Source organism: Loigolactobacillus bifermentans DSM 20003 (assembly GCF_001434575.1).
Lineage (GTDB): Bacteria > Bacillota > Bacilli > Lactobacillales > Lactobacillaceae > Loigolactobacillus > Loigolactobacillus bifermentans.
Genome location: NZ_AZDA01000046.1, coordinates 134,673 through 156,433, shown reverse-complemented (window position 1 = coordinate 156,433; position 21,761 = coordinate 134,673). Strand labels below are relative to the sequence as shown.

Genomic DNA, 21,761 nt, shown 5'->3' with positions numbered 1-21,761 from the left:
ATTAGTTAGTAAACTAAGTAATGGGGACGCCATGTTTCCATCGTGATGGTTTTCGTCCGAGGGAATGGCCATCCTCCGAAGTGAAATTTTACGAAAGTAAAATCTAACCTTAGAGAACCTAGAAGGCGCCATGTTTCCTACGAGGGTGAATGCGCCCGTAGGAATGGCCATCCTCCGAAATAGAATTTTGCGGTAGCAAAATAGACCTTAGAGAACCTAGGAGGTGCCATGTTTCCATCGTGACGTTTTTCGTCCGAGGGAATGGTCATCCTCCGAAATAGAATTTTGCGGTAGCAAAATAGACCTTAGAGAACCTAGGAGGTACACAATGAGTGTGAAAGAGCGGGATGTCGGGCAGTATGTGAGCCGACTACATAATGAAATTCGGCGGGAACTGGATCGATTGGCGGTGCGTAATCAGATCAGTGGTGCACAGGCCCACGTGCTGATCTACATTTTAGTGGAAACACAGAACCGTGATCTGTTTCAAAAGGACATTGAAGAAAAATATAGTATCCGGCCCTCAACGGCTTCAGCGCTATTAAAAAAAATGATTCAAGCGGGATTGATTCAGCGTGAACCGTTGCCACAAGACAAACGGTTGAAACGTATTATGCCAACGGCCAAGGCACAAGCGGCGCAGGCAGGGGTATTTGCGGATTTGTTGACGATGGAAAATAAATTGACGCAGGGCATTGACCCAGCGGCGTTAGCTATTTTCTTCCAAGTCATCGAAAAAATGATTGCAAATTTAGCGTAGTATTTTTAATACAATAGTTAGTTTTCTAAGTATCTGAAAGGGGTTTTAAATTTGAAACAAGCAGCGTTGGGACAGCGTTTAGGCTTTTATGGCCTGGGTTTATTTGTGATGACGATTGGCATCGCCTTATCCGTTAAATCCCATTTAGGCGTCTCGCCCATTAGTTCGATTCCTTATACCATGACAGTAGTTTGGGGCATTGAAATGGGCAAAGCGACCATTATCTTACATACTTTTTTGGTTTTATTACAGATCTTAATTTTACGAAAAGCGTTTGACTGGCACCAACTCTTTCAGGTGGTGGTAGGAATTATTTTTGGCTACTTCACCACTTTTTGTAATTGGCTGGCCACGTTTTTACCAACACCGCGGACGTTACTTGCGCAATTAATCTTATCAGGGTTGTCCATTGTGCTGATTGCCATTGGGATTTTCTGCTACATGCCGACCAATTTAATTCCGTTAGCGGGGGAAGGCATTATGGGTGTGATCGCCGACGTGACGCACATTCCGTTTCCCAAAGTTAAAGTTGCTACAGATAGTACCATGGTCTTAATCTCGGTGTTAACGTGCTTATTGTTGGTTCATGGCTTAGGAAGTGTTGGGTTAGGCACGATCTTAGCGGCAATTTTAGTGGGCACCACATTAAATGTGATCATGCACTTTTTTGGAAAGTGGCGTTATAGCTTGGTTTGATCGGATTGATTAAAAAAGTTTATGTCATTAATCATAAAGCATTTATATAAAAAAAGAACAAACCTTGTTAAACCGGCGTTGAATAGCGTCGGTTATTTTTTTACAAGCGCTTGCTGAATCGGCGTTAAAGTTATATAGTTCATTTATTGATAATTTGTTTTTTTTTTTTTGATAATTTAATTATGAAATGTACATAGACCAGCGATTGTTAATAAAACCATGGTCATCAACACGATTTTGGGGGGAAGCACAATGAGAAAAGTACGGTTTACAGCAAGTTTAGTTGAACAGAAGCAACATTTTAAATTGTATAAAAGCGGTAAAAAATGGTTAATATTAGGCGTTACAACGGCCAGTTTTGGGGTGCTTGGATTAACCACCCAAGTTAATGCGGCTACGAGTGATACTGCTAACCAGACAGCAGATGCTCAAAATACAACTGATGCCAACAGCTTACAACAGTCCACGGTAGCTTTAACAAATGCAAGTGCGGCAACCAGCACAGCTGCGTCAAGTGCAGTGAGTCGTACCGCAACCGCTTCAAGTGCTGCAGCGAATCAGTCGGCTACTACGGTTCAGCCGACTAGTGCGGCAGCAAGTGCCAGTTATTCATCAACTGCGACACCAGCCAGTGCGGCTAGCAACGTTACTAATTTAGGCGCGGCCACTGCTACTGAAGTTGCCACTGCCAAATCAGCAGCGGCGAGTACTGCAGCAGTCACAGGCCAGGCGCAACAGGTGACGGCAGCTTCAGCGGTCCAGCCAACAACCGATAGCGCAACTGCTGGTGATACGACTTTACCTGTGGAACAAACAAAAGTTTCATATATAGATATAGACACTGGTCAGGAGATTTTACCAGCAAGCGTTGGCCGCGAAGGTGACCTGGTCTTAGACCAAGAAGTGAATGCAAATGTTGCTCAGATTCTCAATGGTGATTATGGGTATACTGTTTATCAAAATCTTTATCAATGGGAAATTGATGGCGATGATCATACGCCAAATGTTGGTTCGATTTTAGGGATGACCTTAGATGATGCTAAACAAAAGTTCATTGACATATATGATGAAAAGGTCGCGGCCTATAATAGTACGCACGAGGACCAACTGGTCATTAATGTAAATGGTACGGAAGGTACAACTATGGCCGACTACGATACTTATTATGGTGCTACTTATTATTATGGTCAAAATGCTGACCATAATATGGATAATCCTAATAGTTCAGTGCTGTATTTTGAAGTTCAAGGGACTCAAAACGCTGCCACAGATACACTTAATGCACTGCTTGATGATTATACAGAAACCAGTTATTATGCAGCGTATAAAGTGTTGTCTGAGTATCACGTAGTACCAATTTTAGGAATTTCTGTTAGTGGTGTCAGTGGAAAATTTTATTCGGCTTTTAACGCAATGATGGCTGATGATTATACAATGGTTTACTTTAAAGCCAGTGATATTGATAATACAGTTATGTTTGTGGATACCATTAATGGGACACAAGTTGGGGAATCTCAAACGGTAACCGGTAAATATGGTCGGACCGTTGATCTGAGTAGTGCAACATTAGCCAGTGAACTTCCCGCAGGCTATCATTATGCAACGGCGGATGAACTAGGCACTGGTGAAACACAGCCAACAGACGCCACAATGGGTGTAAAAGGGACCGTTCATACCGTGTATGTGGCGTATGATCAAGGCGTGGTTCCTGATGGTATCGCTGTCCGAACGAACTTATCAGATAGTGTTAGTGTAACGGCCGATGATTACTATGATTATTCTCATCCCCAGGTCAAAACACAAACAGGTGACGCTTTAAGTGTGACAGCTGACGATTATTATGATTATTCTCATCCCCAGATCAAAACACAAACAGGTGATGCGTTAAGCGTGACAGCGAACGATTATTACGATTATTCTCATCCGCAGACTAAAACCCAAGTTGGGGATGCCGTATTTGTCACACCAGACGACTATTATAATTCGCCTAAAGGTGTGGTTGATGAGGCTGTGATTGCTAAAAAGACACAGGTAGGACATGCCGTCAGCGTAACAGCCGATGATTATTACGATTATTCTCATCCCCAGGTTAAAACACAAACAGGTGACGCCTTAAGTGTGACAGCTGACGATTATTATGATTATTCTCATCCCCAAAGTAAAGTCCAATTAGGTGAAGCTGTTTCAGTGACGCCAACAGATTACTATGATCATACAGCAACTGATACAGCCGATAATGGTGGTACGACAACTGATTCAGCGAATATCGATTCGAATCATAGCAGTGGTGTTGCTAGTGTTACAGACACTCATAATCGTACAACAGCATCAACGAACGCAGATAACACCACCGATACAGCAGTGACCAGCACAGATAATGGGGCTACAGCAGACACTGATGTGGCCGCTGATCATGAACAAACGGTAAATCCAACGAAAACAGCAGCCGATAAGCAAGGTTCAGTTCAAGCAACATCTGTAGCTGATAATGGCCGCTCTGCAGCTGCAGTCCAAACCGTCCAAAATCATAGTGTGGTTCAAGCAGCTAATCAGACAACTTTACCAGTGCCAACGAAGTCGGAATCAGTGACAACCACAACGGCAACAACTTTGCCGAAAACTGGTGCTCAAACTGAGCAATGGTTAGTGATTGCTGGTGGTTTAACGGTGTTAGGCTCGATTGGGTTACTCGGTGCCACTAAAATGCGCAAACGTGACGATGGTTCTTATGAAATTTAAAGCTTAGATAAGTAGTCGTGACTTCATTAGTAGTCACGGCTATTTTATTTGAAATAAGCGATGTCAAAATTTATAAATAGGAGTTGATAGAAGTTGACCAAACCTTGTCAGAGCCCGGTTTGTACTTAGCGGACGAAATTTCATTAATCAGGACCAACATGGTAAAATTTCATTTGGTAATTAAAATTTACGGTTTTATTGACTATATAAAATATCTGGGTTATGAAATTTGAAATGGGAAGTGAGTAGGATGGTGGCATTATTTCGAACTTACGGGGGCTTGTTACTGATTGGGGTTTTAAGCTTGATTTTAGTCATGGGTTGTTTTCATTTTGGTGTGATCAAAACGTTAATTGCGTTTGGACTAGGTTTAGTGGTGATTTTGGCAGGGTATTACTGGCGTGATCAACGACAGCTACACTCATAAAAATGAAGTTTTACCGGCTTTCACAGGCAAATTAGCAGTAACGGCAACTGGTTTGGCGTATAATGTAGCTAATTGTTAAACCTGAAGGGAGTCGGATTTTTTGGCACATTTTTATAACGCATTTCAACCGACGCATTACGATTTATATTTCAATATTAACCGGGCCACCAAGCAGATCAGTGGCAGGACCACGATCACAGGAGAGGCTAAGCAACAGGCAATTGCCATTCATCAAAAGGATCTGACCATTGACAGTGTGACTTTAAATGGCGGGGCGCTGCCGTTTACCATCGATCAAAAGCAAGACGCATTGCAGCTTGTGTTGCCGCAATTAGGTCAGGTGACCTTGACGATCACTTATCAAGCGCCGTTAACTGATACGATGATGGGCATTTACCCGTCCTATTACACGGTGAATGGGGAACGCAAGCAGTTGATCGGCACCCAGTTTGAAACCAACGCAGCGCGGCAAGCATTTCCTTGTATTGATGAGCCAGCAGCTAAGGCAACGTTTGACTTGGCCATTCAATTTGATGAAAAGCCGGGTGAATTGATCCTCAGCAATATGCCTGAAAATCGGGTTGAAAATGGGGTTCACTATTTTGACACCACGGTATGCATGTCCACCTACCTGATTGCCTTTGCTTTTGGGGAATTACAAGGCAAACAAACCACGACGAAAAGTGGCGTGAAAGTCGGTGTTTTTGGGACCAAAGCGCATCAGGCCAATGAATTAGATTTTGCCTTGGATATTGCCAAACGGTCGATCGAATTTTACGAAGACTTTTACCAAACGCCTTATCCGTTGCCACATTCTTGGCAGTTGGCATTACCGGATTTCTCGGCAGGGGCGATGGAAAACTGGGGCTTGGTCACTTATCGAGAAGCCTATTTGCTGTTAGATCCTGACAATACGGCGTTAGATACGAAACAGTTAGTGGCAACCGTGATTGCTCATGAATTAGCCCATCAATGGTTTGGCGATTTGGTGACGATGCAGTGGTGGGATGACCTATGGCTTAACGAAAGTTTTGCCAACATGATGGAGTATGTGGCGGTTGATGCCATTGAACCGGATTGGCATATTTGGGAAATGTTCCAAACGTCAGATGTACCGGCAGCCTTGCAACGGGATGCCACTGATGGGGTACAAGCCGTGCACGTGGCTGTGGAAGACCCAGCGGAGATCGATGCCTTATTTGATGCCGCCATTGTTTACGCCAAAGGGGCGCGGATGTTAGTTATGGTGCGCGCGTTACTAGGTGATGACAACTTGCGGGCTGGCTTGAAAAACTATTTTGAAGCGCACAAGTATGGCAATGCCACAGGGGCCGATTTGTGGCAAGCCTTAGGTAAGGCGTCAGGGATGGATGTCGGCGCCATTATGAATTCCTGGCTGGAACAGCCCGGTTATCCAGTGGTTGCGGCCAGTGTTGAAGACGGACAAGTGGTGTTGTCGCAACGTCAATTCTTCATTGGCAATGGTAAAGCGGCGAACCGGACCTGGCAGATTCCGTTAAACAGTAATTCGGATGCAGCCCCTAAGATTTTAACCGCTAAACAAACGGTGCTTGGCGACTATGCCCAATTGCGTGCCGCGTTAGATGCCCCATTCCGGTTAAATGTCGGGAACAACTCACACTTTATTGTGCAGTACGATCAAACATTGCTAGACGATATTCTGGCGCATTTAACGGATTTAGATGCCATTGCGCAATTACAATTGTTACAAGATCTGCGGCTATTGGCAGAAGGCAACCAAATCACTTACGCCACGGTTGTTCCATTGTTAACGCGTTTTGCCAGCAACTCCTCTGCAGTGGTTAATGCGGCATTGTACCAAGTGGCGGGAAACTTAAAGAAGTTTGTGGAGCCAGATAGTCAAGCTGAAAAAGCTTTGCAAAAGCTGTTCGACCGGTTAAGTCAACGCCAAGTGGCCCGGTTAGGCTGGCTGGCGCAACCAGGTGAAGTCAACGACGATCAGTTAACGCGACCATTTGTCTTAAGTGCGGCATTATATGGTCAAGACGCGGTCACCATTCAAGCGGCCCACGACTTATTTACCCAGCACCAAGCTGACTTGTTGCGGCTACCAGCTGATATTCGGCGGTTAGTCCTGGCCAATGAAGTCAAACATTTTGGGCAAACCGCTTTGTTTGATCGTTTATTAGCGGCGTATGAGCACTCAACGGACGCTAGCTATAAAGCTGACTTATGTGCGGCATTGACCAGTAGCACTGACATGACTTTTTTGGCGAAATTGATCGGTTACTTTGAAGACGCACAGGTCATTAAGCCGCAAGATCTACGGGCTTGGTTCCGTGGGGTATTGGCCAATCCAGCTGGCCAACAAGCCGCTTGGGACTGGTTACGCACGGAATGGTCTTGGCTAGAGGCCACAGTTGGCGGTGATATGGAATTTGCCACTTACGTCACCGTGATTGCTGGTATTTTCCGCACCCCAGCACGTTTGGCTGAATTTAAGGCTTTCTTTGAACCCAAATTGGCCACACCTGGTTTGACCCGTGAAATTACCATGGATCTGAAAGTGATCAGCAGTCGGGTGGCCTTGATCGACGCCCAACAAGCTGCCGTTAACGCAGCGATTGCGGATATTCGTTAAAGTTCGATTACAAAAGGCTTGCCCGCATTTGCGAGGTCAAGCCTTTTTATGATGCCATTTTCGCCGCACAAACAACAGTGGGACCAAATATAAATAAAATGCGTAGGGCAAGTAACCGGCAAAAGAAGTGCCTAACACAGTGATCGGGACAAAGGCGGCAATGTTCCACGGAATCAGTGGCGCAATTAAAATGCTGGTGTTTTCTAATTCTGCTGCTAAAACGGACTGATCCTGAGGATAGTTTTGTTGTACCAAACTGTTGGTCATGACCACTGCGACAGACTGGTTACACCCGATCATACTGGCGATCAGACTGAGTAGTACCGTGATGCCGTAGCGTGTTAGTGGTCGGTTAGCTGGCAGTGTGAGTCGCTGTTTTAACGTTTGCAGTTGCTCGAGTTGATTTAAAATGCCTGCAATGCTGCAAGACAGGAAGACGATGATCACAGGACTTACCATAGAAATCACACCGCCACCGGAAATTAAACCACCTTGGTGTAAGCCTAACAATCCCGCTTGCAGCAAGGCCAATAATGATACATGTTGAATGAGCAACCCTTGCAGGAATGCCGTGAGAATGCTCACGCCAATGGCTTCAAATAGCGGTCGGCGTAGCAATGACAACCCTAATACTAAGGCGGCTGGTAGTAATAACCAAGGCGATAATTGAAATTGTTGTTGCAAATGGGTGAGCATGTGTTGGTTCACTTGGGCTAAAGGATAACGCCAGGATAACCAGCCGTAGCTTAGCAGGCTCAGGGCTAAAGCACCCCAGGCTGTGGCAAACATGGTGCGAATGTTGCGAAACAATTTGGTGCCTGTCACCGTTGCCACTAAGCTAGCACTAGATGACATTGGAGAACATCGATCGCCAAAATAAATCCCAGCCATAATGGCACCAGCGACTAAGTTTAAGTGTCCTTGACCACTTTTGGCAATTAGCATGAGCGGTAGCCCCACCACACTTACCGTACCTAAGGAAGTGCCAATAATGCTGGACACGACGGCACAAACCACAAAGGCCAGTAACACAAACCAATGGGGATCTAGCCACACCATAGCGGTATTGACAATGGTGGCAATAGTACCAGCAGCCATCCAGACACCAATCGTAGCACCGATCAATAGCAAGGTTTTAATAACACCGAAAGAAGTTTTGGCGCCTTGCCAAGCCGCTTGTAATAGGACGGACAGTGGTTGTTCGCGTAAGGCTAACCCAGCAAAAATCAGCCAACACAAGCATAACGCTAACGCTAATGACAATTGATTGAACACACAATAGACTAAAATTAAAAATGACAATCCAACGCCTAATCCTAATAACATAAACCCACCTCTAATTGATGATTGTCTTCTATTGTAGCGAATCAGCGCTTATAATAGAAATATCTAAATAAGATGGATTTAGATGTAAATGGATCTTAATCGAGGTGCTTGAATGAACTTCAATTTATTACGCTATTTTTTAGCCATCGTCACAGCAGGTAGTATTACCCACGCAGCTGAAACCTTGCATTTACCGCAGCCTTATTTAAGTCAGCAATTAAAGAAATTAGAAGCCGAATTAGGTGTGACGTTGATGCATCGTACCACGCGTCAATTAACGTTAACCAATGCTGGGGTAGCGCTGGAAAAGCGAGCGCGCCAGTTATTGGAGCTACAGGCGTTAATGGTGACAGATGTTCAAAATCGCGCGCAAGGGCGGCAAGGCACCTTGCGCGTCGGCGGTGTTGGCGCGGTGATCAGTCAAATCTTAATGCCGCGGTTGTTACAATACCATCAACAGTTTCCAGAAATTAATTTTGAGATTCGTGAGTGCTGGACGAATGATATTTTTGACCTGCTCAGCAATGGTATGGTGGAATTAGGGGTGATCCGCACACCGGTTGCGTCACACTTATTTAACACCATTACTTTTTCTCAAACCCCATTAGTGGCCTTAAGCAGCACACCACAACAGCAATTGGCACAATTGGGACTAAACGGGTTACGACAGCAGCGGTTATTAGTCGATCACCATTATGCTGATTTGATCATTCAAACTTGTCGACAAGCTGGGATTGAACCTCAAATTGTGGCCAAGGTAGATAGTTCACCGATGCTGATTGCTTTAGCTGAAGCCGGACTAGGGGTGGCGATTGTGCCACAAGACATGACCCACAATATTCAGGCACATCAGTTGCAGCTTTATTCACTAGACACCCCAGCGTTAATGACGCAAACTGCTGTGATCTGGCCCAAACAAGCAGACTTGTCAGAAACAGCCCAACAATTTTTAAAATTATTACAAACGAAAAAAACTTGAATCGTGTGGGCGATTCAAGCTTTTTTAAGCTGTTCTAAGCCATGAAATAAGCGGAATGACATGATACTAATGTAAAATCAATGATGCAGTTAGTTTGTCATTTTATTCAGAGACTTTAAATGCGCCATAATGCCAGTATAGCAGTGTACCAAGTGCAATGACAATTGCTGCAAACCACGCGATGCCGGTGAAATTCCACATATGGAAAAGAAGACCACCAAGTCCGCCAGCTACGGTTTCACCTAAATACATGGCGGCATTTGCAAGTGAACTCATGGTGCTGCGTGCAGCCACAACAGTTTGCTGAAGATTCGTCATGAGAAGTGGAAAAATGAGACCGTTAAACATATAGATGAGGGTGACCAGTCCCTCGCTGATTATGAAGCTTTTGGCAGATGTTAAACCAATGTAAAGTAGAATCAGTGCCATAAAGCTACTGGCAAATGCACGTGGGAAGGTTAATTTTTTTGCCCAATAACTGCTGAGTAGAGAACCAAGGAGATTACCTGCACCAATTGCAATCATTGCAGTGCCAACCGCAGTTAGTGTTAAACCGTAGTCGTGGGTGAACCAAGTTGAAATGAATGTGATGGCAGTGAAGCTGCCAGTTTGAAAAATGAAGTAAGCCAGTAAATAGCTTACCGCTTGCTGATTGCTGATGATGCGGCGATAAGTTTGCCAAAAGCTGACACGAGGGTGCTGGTTTTGAAGTGCCGGTAATGATTTTGAGCAGATCACCATCAGAAGTAACGCGGCTCCTGCAATGACAAAAAATGGCGTATGCCATGAGCTTGCTGCAAGGTAACTACCGATGGGAATCCCAACTAATTGAGCCACCGATAACCCAGCCGTTGCGTAGCCCATGACTTTAACAATACTTTTTGGTTCAATAACTTCTGGAATTGAGGCCCAAACTTGCGGTGTGATAAAGGCAGCACAGACGCCTGCAAGAAAACGAAATAGGAGCATGAGCCAAAACGTTGTCGCAATCCCACAAAGCGCCGTCGACAATGCAAAACCAGTTAGACTATAAAGCAAAATTTGTTTACGATCACGTTGATCAGAGATGGGGCCAGAGATTAATGCAAATCCGGCGTAACCGATTGCGTAAGCTGACACTAACCACCCTGAAAGGGTGGTTGATATCGCAAATAATCGACTAAGGGTTGGTAAAAGCGGTGAAACAAGGAATGTATCTGTTCCAATAAGAAACATGATCAGAAAAAATAAGCTTGAATAACGGCGCATAGTAGTCTCCTTTGTACAATAGTTTTATAACAATCGAACTAAAGCAGGAAAAAAATACCTTTTACAAGGTATCCAAAAAACCAGGTAAATACGTTGCAAAGGTGTCTAACCGCAGTTTAACGTATTTGTTTTGGCCAATTTTCCGTGTTGTTGTGAGTCCTGCTTCCCGTAAAGTGCGAAAGTGATACGAAACGGTAGATTTTTGTATATTGAGTTGTTCTCCAATTTCACCACAATTCATTTCGCCACCATGGTAGTAAAGCATCCGGATGATCTTCAGGCGCATGGCATCTGCAACAGCTTTTAAAATAATAACTCTAGATTCATCATTGTTTAATTGTTCGATTGTCATAGAACTAGTTTAGCGTCATTCCTGGTGGCTGTCAATCCCAAGATTGAGTTGATCCATTAACGAATGGAGCTATGCGGTTACCTTTAAAAGTGGCAACACGCCTAGAAGCGAAAGGACTGCGGCACTGATCATTGCTGCAGTAAAGCCTTGGGTGAATTGTGACAGATCCGCAACGCCGCCCATTTGGTAAAAGGCCATCACAGATAGCGGTACACCGACTGCACCGCCGAGTAAGCGACTTAAATTGTATAATCCTGATGCCGATCCCATTGATTCACGGGGCACGGCACCGACAACAGCTTTTTGCATGGCAGGGCCGCCAACTGACAGGCCAATTCCTGCAATCATCAATGGTAATACAAGCCAGAGATATGTTTGATGTGCACATAAGGCCAATGCAAAATAGCCCAGACCTTGTAAGACAACGCCGCAAATTGCAATCAAGCGTTCACCATAGTGGTCAACTAATTTTCCTGCAATGGGTGCAAAAAGGACTAATGTACCTGTCCAAGGTAGGAGTTCAATACCGGCCGTCATTGAATTGGTTCGTCCGACAAGTTGTAGAAATTGTGGTAAAAAAAAGACGACACCATACATTGACGCATACATGAAAAAAGTGCCGAGGATTCCCCCAGTTAATGCAGCTGATTTGAAGAGGTTAAGTTGCAATAACGGCTGGGTCTCATGGCGTTGACGCAAGATGAACCAAAGGGTGATGACAAGGGATAATACGAATACGCTAGGCACTATTTTGGGAATATTCGGGCTTGTTATTTGTGCGAGTGACCAGATAATGCCGGCAATTGCACCGGTGATCAGGATGCTATCAAGTAAGTTTAGTGGACCAGTTTTGATCGTTGAAATTGGTAAATGCTGCCATGATAAGAACGAACAACTTAAACCGATGGGTACATTGATCCAAAAAATCCATTGCCAAGTTAATTTAGCGACAATCATGCCTCCTAGTGCGGGGCCGATAATCAATGCTAAACCACCGATACCACTCCAAATGCCAAGTGCTTTGCCGCGTTTTTCGGGTGTAATGGCACTGGAAAGAATTGCCATTGACATTGGCGTCATGACAGAAGCACCGATACCTTGAAAAATACGAGCTAAAATCAGTGTGGTGAGATTGAATGCTAGTGCACAGGCAACCGATCCAGCGACAAATAGCAGTAGTGCAATGATATAGAGCCGTCGTTGGCCAATTCGTGCACCAATCTCTACGCCGACCAGTAAAAGTGCCGCAATTGTGATGTTGTAGGCATTCATTGCCCATTGAAGATTCGCAACTGAAATATGAAAATCAGTGCGAATCGCAGTTGAAGCCGTTGTGACAATCATTGAATCCATCATGGACATGAAGAATCCGATAGACGTTAGTAGCAATAACCACGTCGTGTGATGTTGGTTATCAGTCATTTGTATTTCCCCTTTTCAAAAGCTATAATGCCTTAAAGATAGCAACATAGGCGCATCATAACAATATTCAGAAAAGACAAAAGTGTTCAGTGTTGAGGGGGAAAAGCGCAACAATGTTATCAAAAATAGCGCAATTTAAACAAACTGAAAATGATTTGCGTCAAGCATTGCTTGCAGTTGGCAGTTACAAGACCTTAGACACGATTACAGTCAGTGATCTTGTTAAGCAAGCGCAGGTTAGTCGGGGCACGTTTTATCTTCACCATCAAGACAAGCCAACATTTGTTGCGACGCTTGAAGATGAAATGCTTGAGCGGTTTGATCAAATTATAACGGCTCAATTACCGCTACTGATCCGTGCTAAAGACGATGAACAGGCTGTTACGAAATTGATAACAGCAGTTTTTGAATACGTGGCAAGTCAGCAGCAATTATGCTGTTTCTTATTTGGTGAACATGGTGATGCAACGCTACTTGTACGTATTCACAAGTTATTTACGAATCGAATTTCCGGTTTGTTTTTATCAGGGCAAAAAGGACAAGCCAATATCCCATTAGAATATGCGATTCGGCACGTTGCCAGTTCGATCCTTAATTTTATGGTGATTTGGTTGAGTGAGCATCCCAACATGACAGCGACAAATGCGACGCAGCTCATGCTAAAATTTATGCGGGTGCCTACAATGCAATTGTTGAAACAAGATCAATAAATGATACAAATTAATTAATTGAATTCATCAAAATGTAATATAAAAAATTGATTCAATTTAAAAAGTTCCCGTTAAGATAACCAGAAATTATCTTAACGGGAACTTTTTGTTTCAGTCCGTTTAATGATTAAATTTTCGTTCCACTTTGCGGTAAGGAATCACCCATTGTAAGGTGTTCAGGAAGCAGCCGATGACGCCTAAAGGTGGATATAAAAAGGTGAGGCCAAAAATCATAATGGTGATACCACAAGTGATGAGGTCTTTATGACCTAAAATTTGTTTTGATTTTGGATTCTGCTTGACTAACAATAGCCGTAAGATCAGCCAAGCAATGTTGTACAAGAAGTATAAAAGAACGTACAACTGTTCTGCAAATGGTGACATCCAGTGCGAATCAACAATGGTAGTGGCAAATGGAAATAGTGACAGCCACAGTAATAAATTCGTGTTCGCCCACAAAATGGCTCCATTGATTTTTCCAATGACCTGAAACATGTGATGGTGGTTATTCCAGGTAACCGCCATCAAGAAAAAACTAAATAAATAGGACAATAATTCGGTGCGAATATCCCATAGACCGTGCCATGAAAGATCAGTCACTGGTTTTAGTTCTAACACGAGAATGGTCATAATAATGGCAATCACTGCGTCGTTAAACGCTTCCAAACGCGTTTTTGACATGCTATATTTCCCCCTCAAAAAAGCAATTGATGCTCTTTAGTATAAAGGCTACAGCACGGTTTGTCTTGGTCAGCTATTGTGAATTGAATTATAGAAATTTGGAATCATTTAAAAAAAGGGACTTGTTCCGCGTGAGAAAACGTGCTTTAATTGTCGTTAACCAATATAAAAATATGGTTAACAAGGAGTGAAATAAGATGACAACAAAAACAGCAAGTACGGCGAAAGTCGTAACACAAATGGCCCTGATGTTGGCCTTGATCATTGTCGCTGGGGCGTTTGCACTGCCAGTACCTGCCATTGGCGTGCCGGTGGTGTTACAAAATATGGTGATCATGTTGGTAGGCGGGGTGTTGGGCAAAAAGTACGGCAGTTTAACGGTTTTGGTTTTCTTAGGGTTAGTTGCGTTAGGATTGCCAATTTTGTCCGGTGGCCGTGGTGGGGCCGCCTTGTTGATCGGACCCAGTGCTGGCTTTTTAGTGGGCTTTTTACTGTGCCCGCTGGTGGAAGGGCTCCTGTTTCAAGTGTTTGGTCAGCAGCATTACTGGCAAATTTGGTTGGTCTATTGGCTAGGTGGTGCGGTGCTGATCAATTTCTGTGGTAGTTTTTCATTGGCGTTGGTCAGTCATGTGTCCTGGGGTGCCGGGTTAAAAATGGCAGCTTTTTACTTACCAATGGATACGGCTAAGGTTGTGGTGGCGGCGTTGATTCACCACCGGTTACAACGGCAAGGGTTGATCGGATGAAAGGTACACAGGCATTAGCCCTTCGAACGACTACCACAGCGGTGACCTACGCCCAGCTGTACCGCCAAGCCTTAACTGCCAGCAAACAGTTAGCCACCATGACTGCTCAAGTAATCGTGATTCCCATGGCGCGTACGATTCAAACGGTGGTGCAAGTGGTGGCGTGTCAGCTAAGCCAGCGGCCTTTTGTACCGGTGGCGCCTGACGTGTCACAACGTCAGTTACAGGCAGTAGCCGCACACTTTCGGAGCACTTTTGTTTGGGGAACGATTGGTCAGCGCTTCCAAGGCCGATCTGAGGCAGGGGCATTACCACCTGATACACTGTTTGTGGGCTTTACTTCTGGGACCACAGGTGCGCCAAAAGGCTTTGTTCGCAATTGTGCTAGTTGGCAGGCTAGTTTTCAAGCTTTTCAGCAAGTGTTTCATCTGCCGATGGCACCGGTTATGGTATTAACGCCACTGCATTATTCGTTAGGGTTGTACGCCTTGTTGCAAAGCTTACATGCCGGCCAGTGTTTTTGGCTGGATGTGACCCAATTAGCCACCGCACCACCCCACAGTCTCGTTTTTGCTGTGCCAGCTGTGGTGCAATATCAACTGGCAGCTTGCTCCTCAAAGACACTAACCGTGGTTTTAGGTGGCGAGCAAGTGACACCGACGTTACGTACCGCTTTTTACCAAAAACTGCCAGCAAGTCGGTTATTCGATTTTTATGGGGCGTCGGAAACCAGTTTTATTGCAGCTAATTTACACCGCTTGCCGCCGGCACAGGTGGTTGGGCGGCTATTTCCCAAGGTACAAGTTCGCTTAACCCACGGTACAGACCAAGGCTGTGGTGAGATTGAGATTTGTTCACCGCAAAATTTTCAAGGCTACTGGCAAGCTGGACGCTTTAGGCCAGCAACCACTTGGGTGGCCACCGGGGACATTGGGTGCTGGGCCGGTGAGCAATTAATGGTCTGTGGTCGGCGTGATCGGCGGATCAATCGGAAAGGCGAAAAGATTTTTCCGGAGCAATTAGTACTCCGGTTACAACAACATCCGGCAATCGCGGCAGTCCGAATCACCGGTGCCACCCGTGTGACCGCAACAATTGTGTGGCAAGGCACGCCGTTAACTGTCACCGCAATCAATCAGTTTTTAGCCCAGCAACCAGGGCGCAAAGTTAAAATTGATCAGTTGATCACAGTGGACCAGCTACCGCACGCTGCTAGTGGAAAGGGGATTTAACATGACAACTGTCAAGCTCATTGATGCTGTGCGCTTGCCAATCGGACGTTACGGTGGTGTTTATGCCAACGTATCAGTTGATCAATTAGGCGCAGCAGCCGTTCAGGCATTAGTCAAACGGCAACCAGCCGTAACGGTTGATACCGTGATTTTAGGCAATGTGGTTGGCGGTGGCGGCAATGTTGCCCGGCGCGTCGCCTTAGCTGCAGGGCTAGATGTAACGATCCCGGCGTTAACCGTGGATCAACAGTGTGCGTCAGGCTTAACGAGCATTGCCTTAGCCTGGGCCCAAATTGCCAGCGGTCAAGCGGATTGTGTGTTGTGCGGTGGGGTGGAAAGTACCAGTCAAGCCCCATGGCAGCTCCAACGGCCATCACGCTTATACGGCCGACCACCGGTGATTGTGTCGCGGCCGCCGCTTAGCGCAGGGGACGATTCTGATTTGGATATGGGGGTGGCCACGGAACAGTTGGCCCAACGGCTTAGCATCAGCCGCCAGGCGCAAGATCAATACGCTTATGAGAGTCAGCACCGTTACGCTCAAGCCCAACAACAAGGCATTTTGCAATCAGAAATCAGTCCTTTTCAGCACGTGACACAAGATGAATGTCCACGACCAGCGACGACCTTAACCGATTTAGCCCAGTTACCACCTGTGTTTAGCCCAACTGGCACGTTAACAGCTGGCAACAGCTGTCCGTTAAATGATGGGGCGGGGATGGTGTTACTGGCCAGTGCAGATTATTGTCGCCGTCACCACCTCACTGCGGGATTTGAAGTATTAGGCAGTGCGGCTGTAGGGGTGTCACCGGTGGACTTTGCGTTAGGGCCTGTGCCAGCCGTGGCCCAATTAATGGCCCGCTTGCAACTGACTTGGGCGGATATTGATCAGGTGGCACTTAACGAAGCATTTGCTGCCCAAGTGTTAGCTTGTTTGCAACAGGGCCACTGGCCGGCTGACAAGGTCAATCCTACCGGTGGCGCCTTAGCGTTTGGTCATCCCTTTGGGGCTACTGGTGGCATTTTAGTGCGGCGGTTGATGACTGATTTACAGCAGGTTCCCGCCGCTAAATTAGGCTTAGTGGCCATGTGTGTTGGTGGCGGGCAAGGGGCGGCATTGGCGGTGGCGAAATGTTAACTCAGCAGCTTTTCATTGATACGAATCGGGTAACCCGTTACCAGCAAGCCTTTGGGCTACCGCCGGATACGTTGCCAGGCACGTTTTTACTCACATTGTGGCAAGCTTTTTCAGTGCCAGCGCTGGTCGGCCGAACTTACCTGCTGATCGAGCAGCAAATCAGGTTACAACAGCCATTACAGTGGCCAGCTACTTATGATGTGAGTTTGCAACGGACGGCAGTTTGGCCGAAACACCAGGCTGAAATTTGGATTTACCATTTGATTTTAAAGAAAGAGGGACAACAAGTTGCAGACTGTGAAACCCGGATCTACGTTAGGCCAATTTCGAGTCAGTGAGGCCGATTTAATCGCTTATCGGCAATTGTCGCAAGATTTAAATCCAGTCCATGAGCAAGGGATAGTTTATGGCTTACAATTGATGACCCACGTTGCTAAACTGTTTCAAAAACCATTAACGCAATATACGTATCAATTTTTAAAGCCTGTTTATGTGGCCCAAGTTTGTACGGTGTATCAAATTGGCAAGCATCGATTTGAAGTGTGGTGCCAGCAACAGCGAGTAGGAAAGGGGACTTTTCAATGTGTGCAGTGGTCCTGATCACCGGTGGCAGTCAGGGAATCGGCCAAGCGTTGGTCCAACAGTATTTGGCCGCTGGTGACCAGGTGGTGACTTGCGCTAGGCATATGGCACAGTTGCCGCACCAGCCCCGTTTATTGACACTAACCTGTGATTTAAATGATCAAAGTGCCAGCCGCGCTTTAGTGGCCCAGGTAGTGGCACAATTTGGGCGCATTGATTGTTTGATTGTCAATCATGGCATTTGTCGCGACCGGACATTTTTAAAAATGACCCAGGATGATTGGCAACAGGTATTGCAAACCAACTTGTTAAGTGTTTTTGGCCTGACCCAAGCCGTTTTCCAGCAAATGGCCCAACAAACAGGGTGGCAACAAATCTACTTGATGACTTCGGCGAATGGCATCACTGGCGCCATTGGCCAAACCAATTACGCCGCAAGCAAAGCGGGTTTGCTGGGCTTCATGAAGGCATTGGCATTGGAAGGCCAGCAGGTACAAGTGACGGTGAACGCCATTGCCCCAGCGGCGGTAACCGCGATGACTGCACCGGTGATTGCTAAATTACAACAGCGCGGTCCGCTGCCGCCAGCATGGCAACTGGGTACACCACAGGCACTAGCGGCGACTTTTTGGCATTTGACCCAGTTACGGCCGCGCCTAACTGGTCAGTGTTTTGCTATCAATGGTCAGCAGCTCAGCCGTTACTTGCCACCAGAAAGGGAAACTTTAAATGTTTGAAACAACACTTCCTGTGATCCAAGGGGCGATGGCCGGCATTGCGGACGCTAATTTTGTGGTGGCCGTTGCCCGTTATGGGGCGTTGCCGACGTTGGCCACCTATGGGGTGACGCCAGTGCAATTGCGCCAAGCCTTACACCAGATTCGCGTTCAAACCCAGCAACCATTTGCGGTTAACCTGATGTTGCAACAGTCGAATTGGCCAGCGCTGGCCCAAGTATTGCTAATCGAACAGGTACCAATTGTGAGTCTAAGTGCCGGGTATCAACCGGAATTGGTGCAGCGACTCCACCAGGCTCATGTCCAAATGATTGCAGTGGTTGGCAGTTTACAGCAAGCCTTGAAAATGGCGGTCTTACCGATTGATTGTTTGGTACTAGAGGGCAATGAAGCCGGTGGGCATGTTGGTAGTACTCCTCGGGCAACGTTATTGGCGCAAGTTCAATCACAAGTACGCCAACCGTTGGTGGTAGCTGGCGGGATTTATCAAGCCGGGCAATTAAAAGCTGCCTTACAACAGGGTTTCTGTGGGGTGCAAATGGGTACGCGCTTTTTACTCAGCCAGGAAGCCAACTTACCGTTCGTTATGAAACAACACTTGTTAGGCCAACACCCACCGCTGCAGCCTACACAACCAACCTTGCGTGGGCTGCGGGTTCAAGGTCAGCTGATTCCTTGCGGCACGGTGGCGGCGCACATTCAAACAGTGCAATCATTAGCGACGATCATGGCGCCTTTTAAGGCGCTTTAAAATGGTACTTAAGCCGATAGATGACTTAAAGTACCATTTTTAAATGCCCTGAAAGTTACGAAATGTGACCAGTTAGCGCCAAAAAAAGACCGCATACCGAAAGCCGGCTTTTAAAGCTAGAAAACATGCTATGCTTTCTATGGGAGGCCATGTGTCTTGCGGTGTGAACTGCCGCCACAAGACTGGACAACCTCCGAAATACGATTTTGCATTAGCAAAATCTAACCTTAGAGATTTTAGGAGGTGGTAGTGCCATGCAAGTTAATTTCCACGTTTCACCAGAACTAAAAACAGAGCATGCAGAACTATTCGTGCAACAGTTAACACCCGCTTTACAACAAGTTGCCAATCAATTACTCAAGGAAGCACGTCTCATTTGGGGGTATCAAGCGGACCAAATGATTCCCTTAGACCTGCAGCAAGTTGCTTTGATCAGTGTGGTTGATCAGCAAGTTTACGCTTACTTACAGGATGGGCGTCAATTACGTCTGAAACAGCGTCTTTATCAAATTGAAGCGCAACTACCCATTGCGTTTGTACGTGTTTCAAAAAGTGAGATTCTGAATCAGCATGCGATTGCTTATTTAGAGGTGACACCCAGTGGTTTGATCAATGCACACTTAAAAAATCAGCAGGTGGCACAGGTTTCTCGGCGGCGCATGAAAAATTTGAAACGGGGGCTAGGGTTATGAGCAAACAAGTCATGCAACGGCTGTTATTCGGCATTCCAATGGGGATCACGATCGGATTATTATGGTCGCTGGGAATCTCTTATTATTTTGGCACCACTTACCAACCCTCAACACCAGCCTTTATGGCGCAGTTTACCGATTCACTCAACGCTTTGAGTTGTTCGGTGTTGTTATGGGCTGGGATGGGCGTGGTCTTTAGCTTAGGGAGCCTGATTTTTGAACAAGAACGCTGGAGTCTCGCCCGGCAAACAGCATTGAATTTTGGCATCACTTATGTTGGTTTCAGTAGCTTGGCCATTGTGGCCCGCTGGTTTCCAATTAATTTAGTGTGGCTATTGCTTTATACAGGTTTGTTCGGGTTGTTCTATTTGGTGATTTGGCTAGTTCAATATTTGGCAATGCGGCGGTTGGTGGCGGCTATGAATCGGCGGTTGAACCAGTAAGGGGGGGCTTGACGCAACTGCCAGAACCGCCTAAACTTTGAATAACTTAAGTTCAAAATTTAAATTTATTTAGGAAGATTGCAATGACAAAACCAGTGAAAGTGGCGCTATTAATGGCCGCCAGTTTGTTTATGGAAATTATGGACGGCACCATTGTCACCACAGCATTACCCACCATGACTCGCGCGTTGCATGTGTCGGCAACCAGCGGCGCGTTGATGATCAGTGTTTACTTGATCACAGTGGCGATTTTTATTCCGCTTAGTGGTTGGATCAGTCAGCATTTTGGTCAAAAACGGATTTGGCTGCTGGCAGTCGCAGGTTTTACGTTGAGTTCATTAGGGGATGCTTTAGCGGTGAATTTTGCCATGCTGCTGGTGATGCGGGTGCTGCAAGGGATTTTTGGTTCCCTAATGACCCCCACTGCGCGGATCATTGTGTTAGAAAAAACGGAGCCTGAGCAATTATTGGTGATGACCAGCTACTTGGTTTGGCCAGCGTTGTTAGCGCCAGCGATTGCCCCAGTGGCTGGTGGTGCGATTATTGCGGTGCTGAGTTGGCGCTGGATCTTTTTGATCAATTTACCCATTGGAATTGTGATCTGGGTGATTGGTCGGCAATTGATCGATGCGGATCAACCGGGTGCCCGTACTCAGTTTGATGTGGTGGGGTTTCTGGCAATTGCGCTGATGTCGATCAGTATTTTAGGGGGCTTTGAAGTGGGCACCCACGGCCGACAGTGGGCTTGGTTGGCCGGCTTGCTGTTAGGTTGTGGTGCTGGCGCAGCTTATTGGAGTTATCATCATTTGAAAACGACGGCAACACCCTTATTCACCTTAGAAACCATGCACATTCAGTCCTTTCGGGTGGCGCAAACGGGTGGTTTGTTCCTATGGTTGTCTGTGGGGGCCATGCCCTATTTGTTAACGATTTTCTTGCAAAATATTTTTCACTGGTCGGCGCTAAAAGCGGGAAGTTATGTGCTGTTTATTTTTCTGGGGAATGTGTGCATTAAGCCGTTAACGACACCGTTGATCCAGCATTTTGGGTACAAAATTAATTTATTAGTTGCCTTTGTCCTGATTTTTGCCAGTGCAACTGGCTTGGCGTTTGTCACCTTACAAACGCCGGCTTGGATCATTATGGGCCTAGCAGTGATGTCAGGGGGCATGCGCTCATTAAGCCTCAGCTCGTACAACGCTTTAAGCTTTGCGGATGTTCCGTATCAACAGCGTAATGATGCCAATACCTTAAATGTGGTGATGCAAAATTTGGCGCAAGGGTTAGGCGTGTCCCTAGTGAGTATTGTGATTGCGCTAGCCAGCACCACTATGGCCACAGCTAGCGCCTATCGGTTGTGTTTTGTTTTCCTAGGATTGTTGGTGCTCTATCCGATTTTAGAAGCCTTAACCTTACCTCAGGATATTGGGGCGTCTACCCGTTAAAGTCATTTCAGTTGAAATGGCTTTTTTATTTT

General features: G+C 46.0%; 22 protein-coding genes. 17 read left to right on the top strand and 5 right to left on the bottom strand.

From position 1 onward, the window contains the following. Positions 1-328: 328 nt before the first annotated feature. The 5 genes from FC07_RS07330 (at position 329) to FC07_RS07315 (ending at position 7,245) form a co-directional block, all read left to right on the top strand. A complete protein-coding gene (locus FC07_RS07330) occupies positions 329-760 on the top strand; it encodes a MarR family winged helix-turn-helix transcriptional regulator (protein WP_057904478.1) in 432 nt (143 codons plus the stop codon). Between the two features lie 51 nt (positions 761-811). Then, on the top strand, positions 812-1,456 hold the full coding sequence (locus tag FC07_RS07325; RefSeq protein ID WP_235807473.1) for a YczE/YyaS/YitT family protein: 645 nt from the start codon (positions 812-814) through the stop codon (positions 1,454-1,456). Positions 1,457-1,708: 252 nt separating this feature from the next. Further along, on the top strand, positions 1,709-4,195 hold the full coding sequence (locus FC07_RS07320) for a KxYKxGKxW signal peptide domain-containing protein (RefSeq protein WP_057904477.1): 2,487 nt from the start codon (positions 1,709-1,711) through the stop codon (positions 4,193-4,195). A gap of 250 nt (positions 4,196-4,445) precedes the next feature. Continuing rightward, entirely contained in the window at positions 4,446-4,622 is a 177-nt protein-coding gene (locus FC07_RS15860) for a hypothetical protein (protein WP_155797715.1), read from the top strand. 100 nt (positions 4,623-4,722) lie between these two features. Then, positions 4,723-7,245: a M1 family metallopeptidase gene (locus FC07_RS07315; protein ID WP_057904476.1), complete on the top strand. Its 2,523-nt coding sequence runs from the start codon at positions 4,723-4,725 to the stop codon at positions 7,243-7,245. 36 nt (positions 7,246-7,281) lie between these two features. Here FC07_RS07315 and FC07_RS07310 read toward each other — a convergent pair whose 3' ends face one another. Then, positions 7,282-8,571, bottom strand: coding sequence for a Na+/H+ antiporter NhaC family protein (locus tag FC07_RS07310; protein WP_057904475.1), 1,290 nt, complete (start codon positions 8,569-8,571; stop codon positions 7,282-7,284). 112 nt (positions 8,572-8,683) lie between these two features. Here FC07_RS07310 and FC07_RS07305 point away from each other — a divergent pair, with 112 nt between their 5' ends. Further along, on the top strand, positions 8,684-9,550 hold the full coding sequence (locus FC07_RS07305) for a LysR family transcriptional regulator (protein WP_057904474.1): 867 nt from the start codon (positions 8,684-8,686) through the stop codon (positions 9,548-9,550). A 102-nt stretch (positions 9,551-9,652) separates the two neighbouring features. Here the strand turns inward: FC07_RS07305 and FC07_RS07300 are convergent, their stop codons facing one another. The 3 genes from FC07_RS07300 to FC07_RS07290 form a co-directional block, all read right to left on the bottom strand. Further along, positions 9,653-10,798 (bottom strand): MFS transporter, encoded by a 1,146-nt coding sequence (locus FC07_RS07300; protein ID WP_057904473.1) that lies wholly within the window; start codon positions 10,796-10,798, stop codon positions 9,653-9,655. 61 nt (positions 10,799-10,859) lie between these two features. Next, the gene (locus tag FC07_RS07295; protein ID WP_057904472.1) at positions 10,860-11,150 is read right to left on the bottom strand and encodes an ArsR/SmtB family transcription factor; all 291 of its coding nucleotides are present in this window, start codon (positions 11,148-11,150) and stop codon (positions 10,860-10,862) included. 69 nt (positions 11,151-11,219) lie between these two features. Beyond that, positions 11,220-12,572 carry an MFS transporter gene (locus FC07_RS07290; RefSeq protein ID WP_057904471.1) on the bottom strand — a complete coding sequence of 451 codons (1,353 nt, stop codon included), beginning with the start codon at positions 12,570-12,572 and terminating at the stop codon, positions 11,220-11,222. A 113-nt stretch (positions 12,573-12,685) separates the two neighbouring features. Here FC07_RS07290 and FC07_RS07285 point away from each other — a divergent pair, with 113 nt between their 5' ends. Beyond that, complete coding sequence (locus FC07_RS07285) at positions 12,686-13,282, top strand: TetR/AcrR family transcriptional regulator (protein WP_057904470.1); 597 nt, start codon at positions 12,686-12,688, stop codon at positions 13,280-13,282. Positions 13,283-13,402: 120 nt separating this feature from the next. On the opposite strand, the gene FC07_RS07280 is transcribed toward FC07_RS07285, so the two are convergent. Further along, a complete protein-coding gene (locus tag FC07_RS07280) occupies positions 13,403-13,963 on the bottom strand; it encodes a TMEM175 family protein (RefSeq protein ID WP_057904469.1) in 561 nt (186 codons plus the stop codon). 197 nt (positions 13,964-14,160) lie between these two features. Between FC07_RS07280 and FC07_RS07275 the strand changes: the two genes are divergently transcribed. The 10 genes from FC07_RS07275 (at position 14,161) to FC07_RS07230 (ending at position 21,729) form a co-directional block, all read left to right on the top strand. Then, positions 14,161-14,709 carry a biotin transporter BioY gene (locus tag FC07_RS07275; RefSeq protein WP_057904468.1) on the top strand — a complete coding sequence of 183 codons (549 nt, stop codon included), beginning with the start codon at positions 14,161-14,163 and terminating at the stop codon, positions 14,707-14,709. Further along, entirely contained in the window at positions 14,706-15,941 is a 1,236-nt protein-coding gene (locus FC07_RS07270; protein WP_057904467.1) for a class I adenylate-forming enzyme family protein, read from the top strand. The genes FC07_RS07275 and FC07_RS07270 overlap by 4 nt, the downstream gene beginning before the upstream one ends. 1 nt (position 15,942) lies before the next feature. Beyond that, positions 15,943-17,079 (top strand): thiolase family protein, encoded by a 1,137-nt coding sequence (locus FC07_RS07265; RefSeq protein ID WP_057904466.1) that lies wholly within the window; start codon positions 15,943-15,945, stop codon positions 17,077-17,079. After that, positions 17,073-17,417, top strand: coding sequence for a hypothetical protein (locus FC07_RS07260; protein ID WP_057904465.1), 345 nt, complete (start codon positions 17,073-17,075; stop codon positions 17,415-17,417). Before FC07_RS07265 ends, FC07_RS07260 begins: the two co-directional genes overlap by 7 nt. Further along, the gene (locus tag FC07_RS07255) at positions 17,368-17,679 is read left to right on the top strand and encodes a hotdog family protein (protein WP_057904464.1); all 312 of its coding nucleotides are present in this window, start codon (positions 17,368-17,370) and stop codon (positions 17,677-17,679) included. The genes FC07_RS07260 and FC07_RS07255 overlap by 50 nt, the downstream gene beginning before the upstream one ends. Then, a complete protein-coding gene (locus FC07_RS07250) occupies positions 17,661-18,398 on the top strand; it encodes an SDR family NAD(P)-dependent oxidoreductase (protein WP_057904463.1) in 738 nt (245 codons plus the stop codon). The genes FC07_RS07255 and FC07_RS07250 overlap by 19 nt, the downstream gene beginning before the upstream one ends. Next, complete coding sequence (locus tag FC07_RS07245; RefSeq protein WP_057904462.1) at positions 18,391-19,149, top strand: nitronate monooxygenase; 759 nt, start codon at positions 18,391-18,393, stop codon at positions 19,147-19,149. Before FC07_RS07250 ends, FC07_RS07245 begins: the two co-directional genes overlap by 8 nt. A gap of 254 nt (positions 19,150-19,403) precedes the next feature. Further along, entirely contained in the window at positions 19,404-19,841 is a 438-nt protein-coding gene (locus FC07_RS07240; RefSeq protein WP_057904461.1) for a LytTR family DNA-binding domain-containing protein, read from the top strand. After that, complete coding sequence (locus tag FC07_RS07235) at positions 19,838-20,284, top strand: DUF3021 domain-containing protein (protein ID WP_057904460.1); 447 nt, start codon at positions 19,838-19,840, stop codon at positions 20,282-20,284. The genes FC07_RS07240 and FC07_RS07235 overlap by 4 nt, the downstream gene beginning before the upstream one ends. An 83-nt stretch (positions 20,285-20,367) precedes the next feature. Then, positions 20,368-21,729 (top strand): MFS transporter, encoded by a 1,362-nt coding sequence (locus FC07_RS07230; protein WP_057904459.1) that lies wholly within the window; start codon positions 20,368-20,370, stop codon positions 21,727-21,729. Positions 21,730-21,761 lie beyond the last annotated feature (32 nt).

Bases quoted from the DNA above. Each gene is read 5' to 3' on its own strand.
- FC07_RS07245 (WP_057904462.1), top strand. From the start codon at position 18,391: ATGTTTGAAACAACACTTCCTGTGATCCAAGGGGCGATGGCCGGCATT.
- FC07_RS07260 (WP_057904465.1), top strand. From the start codon at position 17,073: ATGTTAACTCAGCAGCTTTTCATTGATACGAATCGGGTAACCCGTTAC.
- FC07_RS07290 (WP_057904471.1), bottom strand. From the start codon at position 12,572: ATGACTGATAACCAACATCACACGACGTGGTTATTGCTACTAACGTCT.
- FC07_RS07295 (WP_057904472.1), bottom strand. From the start codon at position 11,150: ATGACAATCGAACAATTAAACAATGATGAATCTAGAGTTATTATTTTA.
- FC07_RS07230 (WP_057904459.1), top strand. From the start codon at position 20,368: ATGACAAAACCAGTGAAAGTGGCGCTATTAATGGCCGCCAGTTTGTTT.
- FC07_RS07280 (WP_057904469.1), bottom strand. From the start codon at position 13,963: ATGTCAAAAACGCGTTTGGAAGCGTTTAACGACGCAGTGATTGCCATT.
- FC07_RS07265 (WP_057904466.1), top strand. From the start codon at position 15,943: ATGACAACTGTCAAGCTCATTGATGCTGTGCGCTTGCCAATCGGACGT.
- FC07_RS07300 (WP_057904473.1), bottom strand. From the start codon at position 10,798: ATGCGCCGTTATTCAAGCTTATTTTTTCTGATCATGTTTCTTATTGGA.
- FC07_RS07310 (WP_057904475.1), bottom strand. From the start codon at position 8,571: ATGTTATTAGGATTAGGCGTTGGATTGTCATTTTTAATTTTAGTCTAT.
- FC07_RS07285 (WP_057904470.1), top strand. From the start codon at position 12,686: ATGTTATCAAAAATAGCGCAATTTAAACAAACTGAAAATGATTTGCGT.
- FC07_RS15860 (WP_155797715.1), top strand. From the start codon at position 4,446: ATGGTGGCATTATTTCGAACTTACGGGGGCTTGTTACTGATTGGGGTT.
- FC07_RS07320 (WP_057904477.1), top strand. From the start codon at position 1,709: ATGAGAAAAGTACGGTTTACAGCAAGTTTAGTTGAACAGAAGCAACAT.
- FC07_RS07330 (WP_057904478.1), top strand. From the start codon at position 329: ATGAGTGTGAAAGAGCGGGATGTCGGGCAGTATGTGAGCCGACTACAT.
- FC07_RS07240 (WP_057904461.1), top strand. From the start codon at position 19,404: ATGCAAGTTAATTTCCACGTTTCACCAGAACTAAAAACAGAGCATGCA.
- FC07_RS07305 (WP_057904474.1), top strand. From the start codon at position 8,684: ATGAACTTCAATTTATTACGCTATTTTTTAGCCATCGTCACAGCAGGT.
- FC07_RS07235 (WP_057904460.1), top strand. From the start codon at position 19,838: ATGAGCAAACAAGTCATGCAACGGCTGTTATTCGGCATTCCAATGGGG.
- FC07_RS07275 (WP_057904468.1), top strand. From the start codon at position 14,161: ATGACAACAAAAACAGCAAGTACGGCGAAAGTCGTAACACAAATGGCC.
- FC07_RS07270 (WP_057904467.1), top strand. From the start codon at position 14,706: ATGAAAGGTACACAGGCATTAGCCCTTCGAACGACTACCACAGCGGTG.
- FC07_RS07250 (WP_057904463.1), top strand. From the start codon at position 17,661: ATGTGTGCAGTGGTCCTGATCACCGGTGGCAGTCAGGGAATCGGCCAA.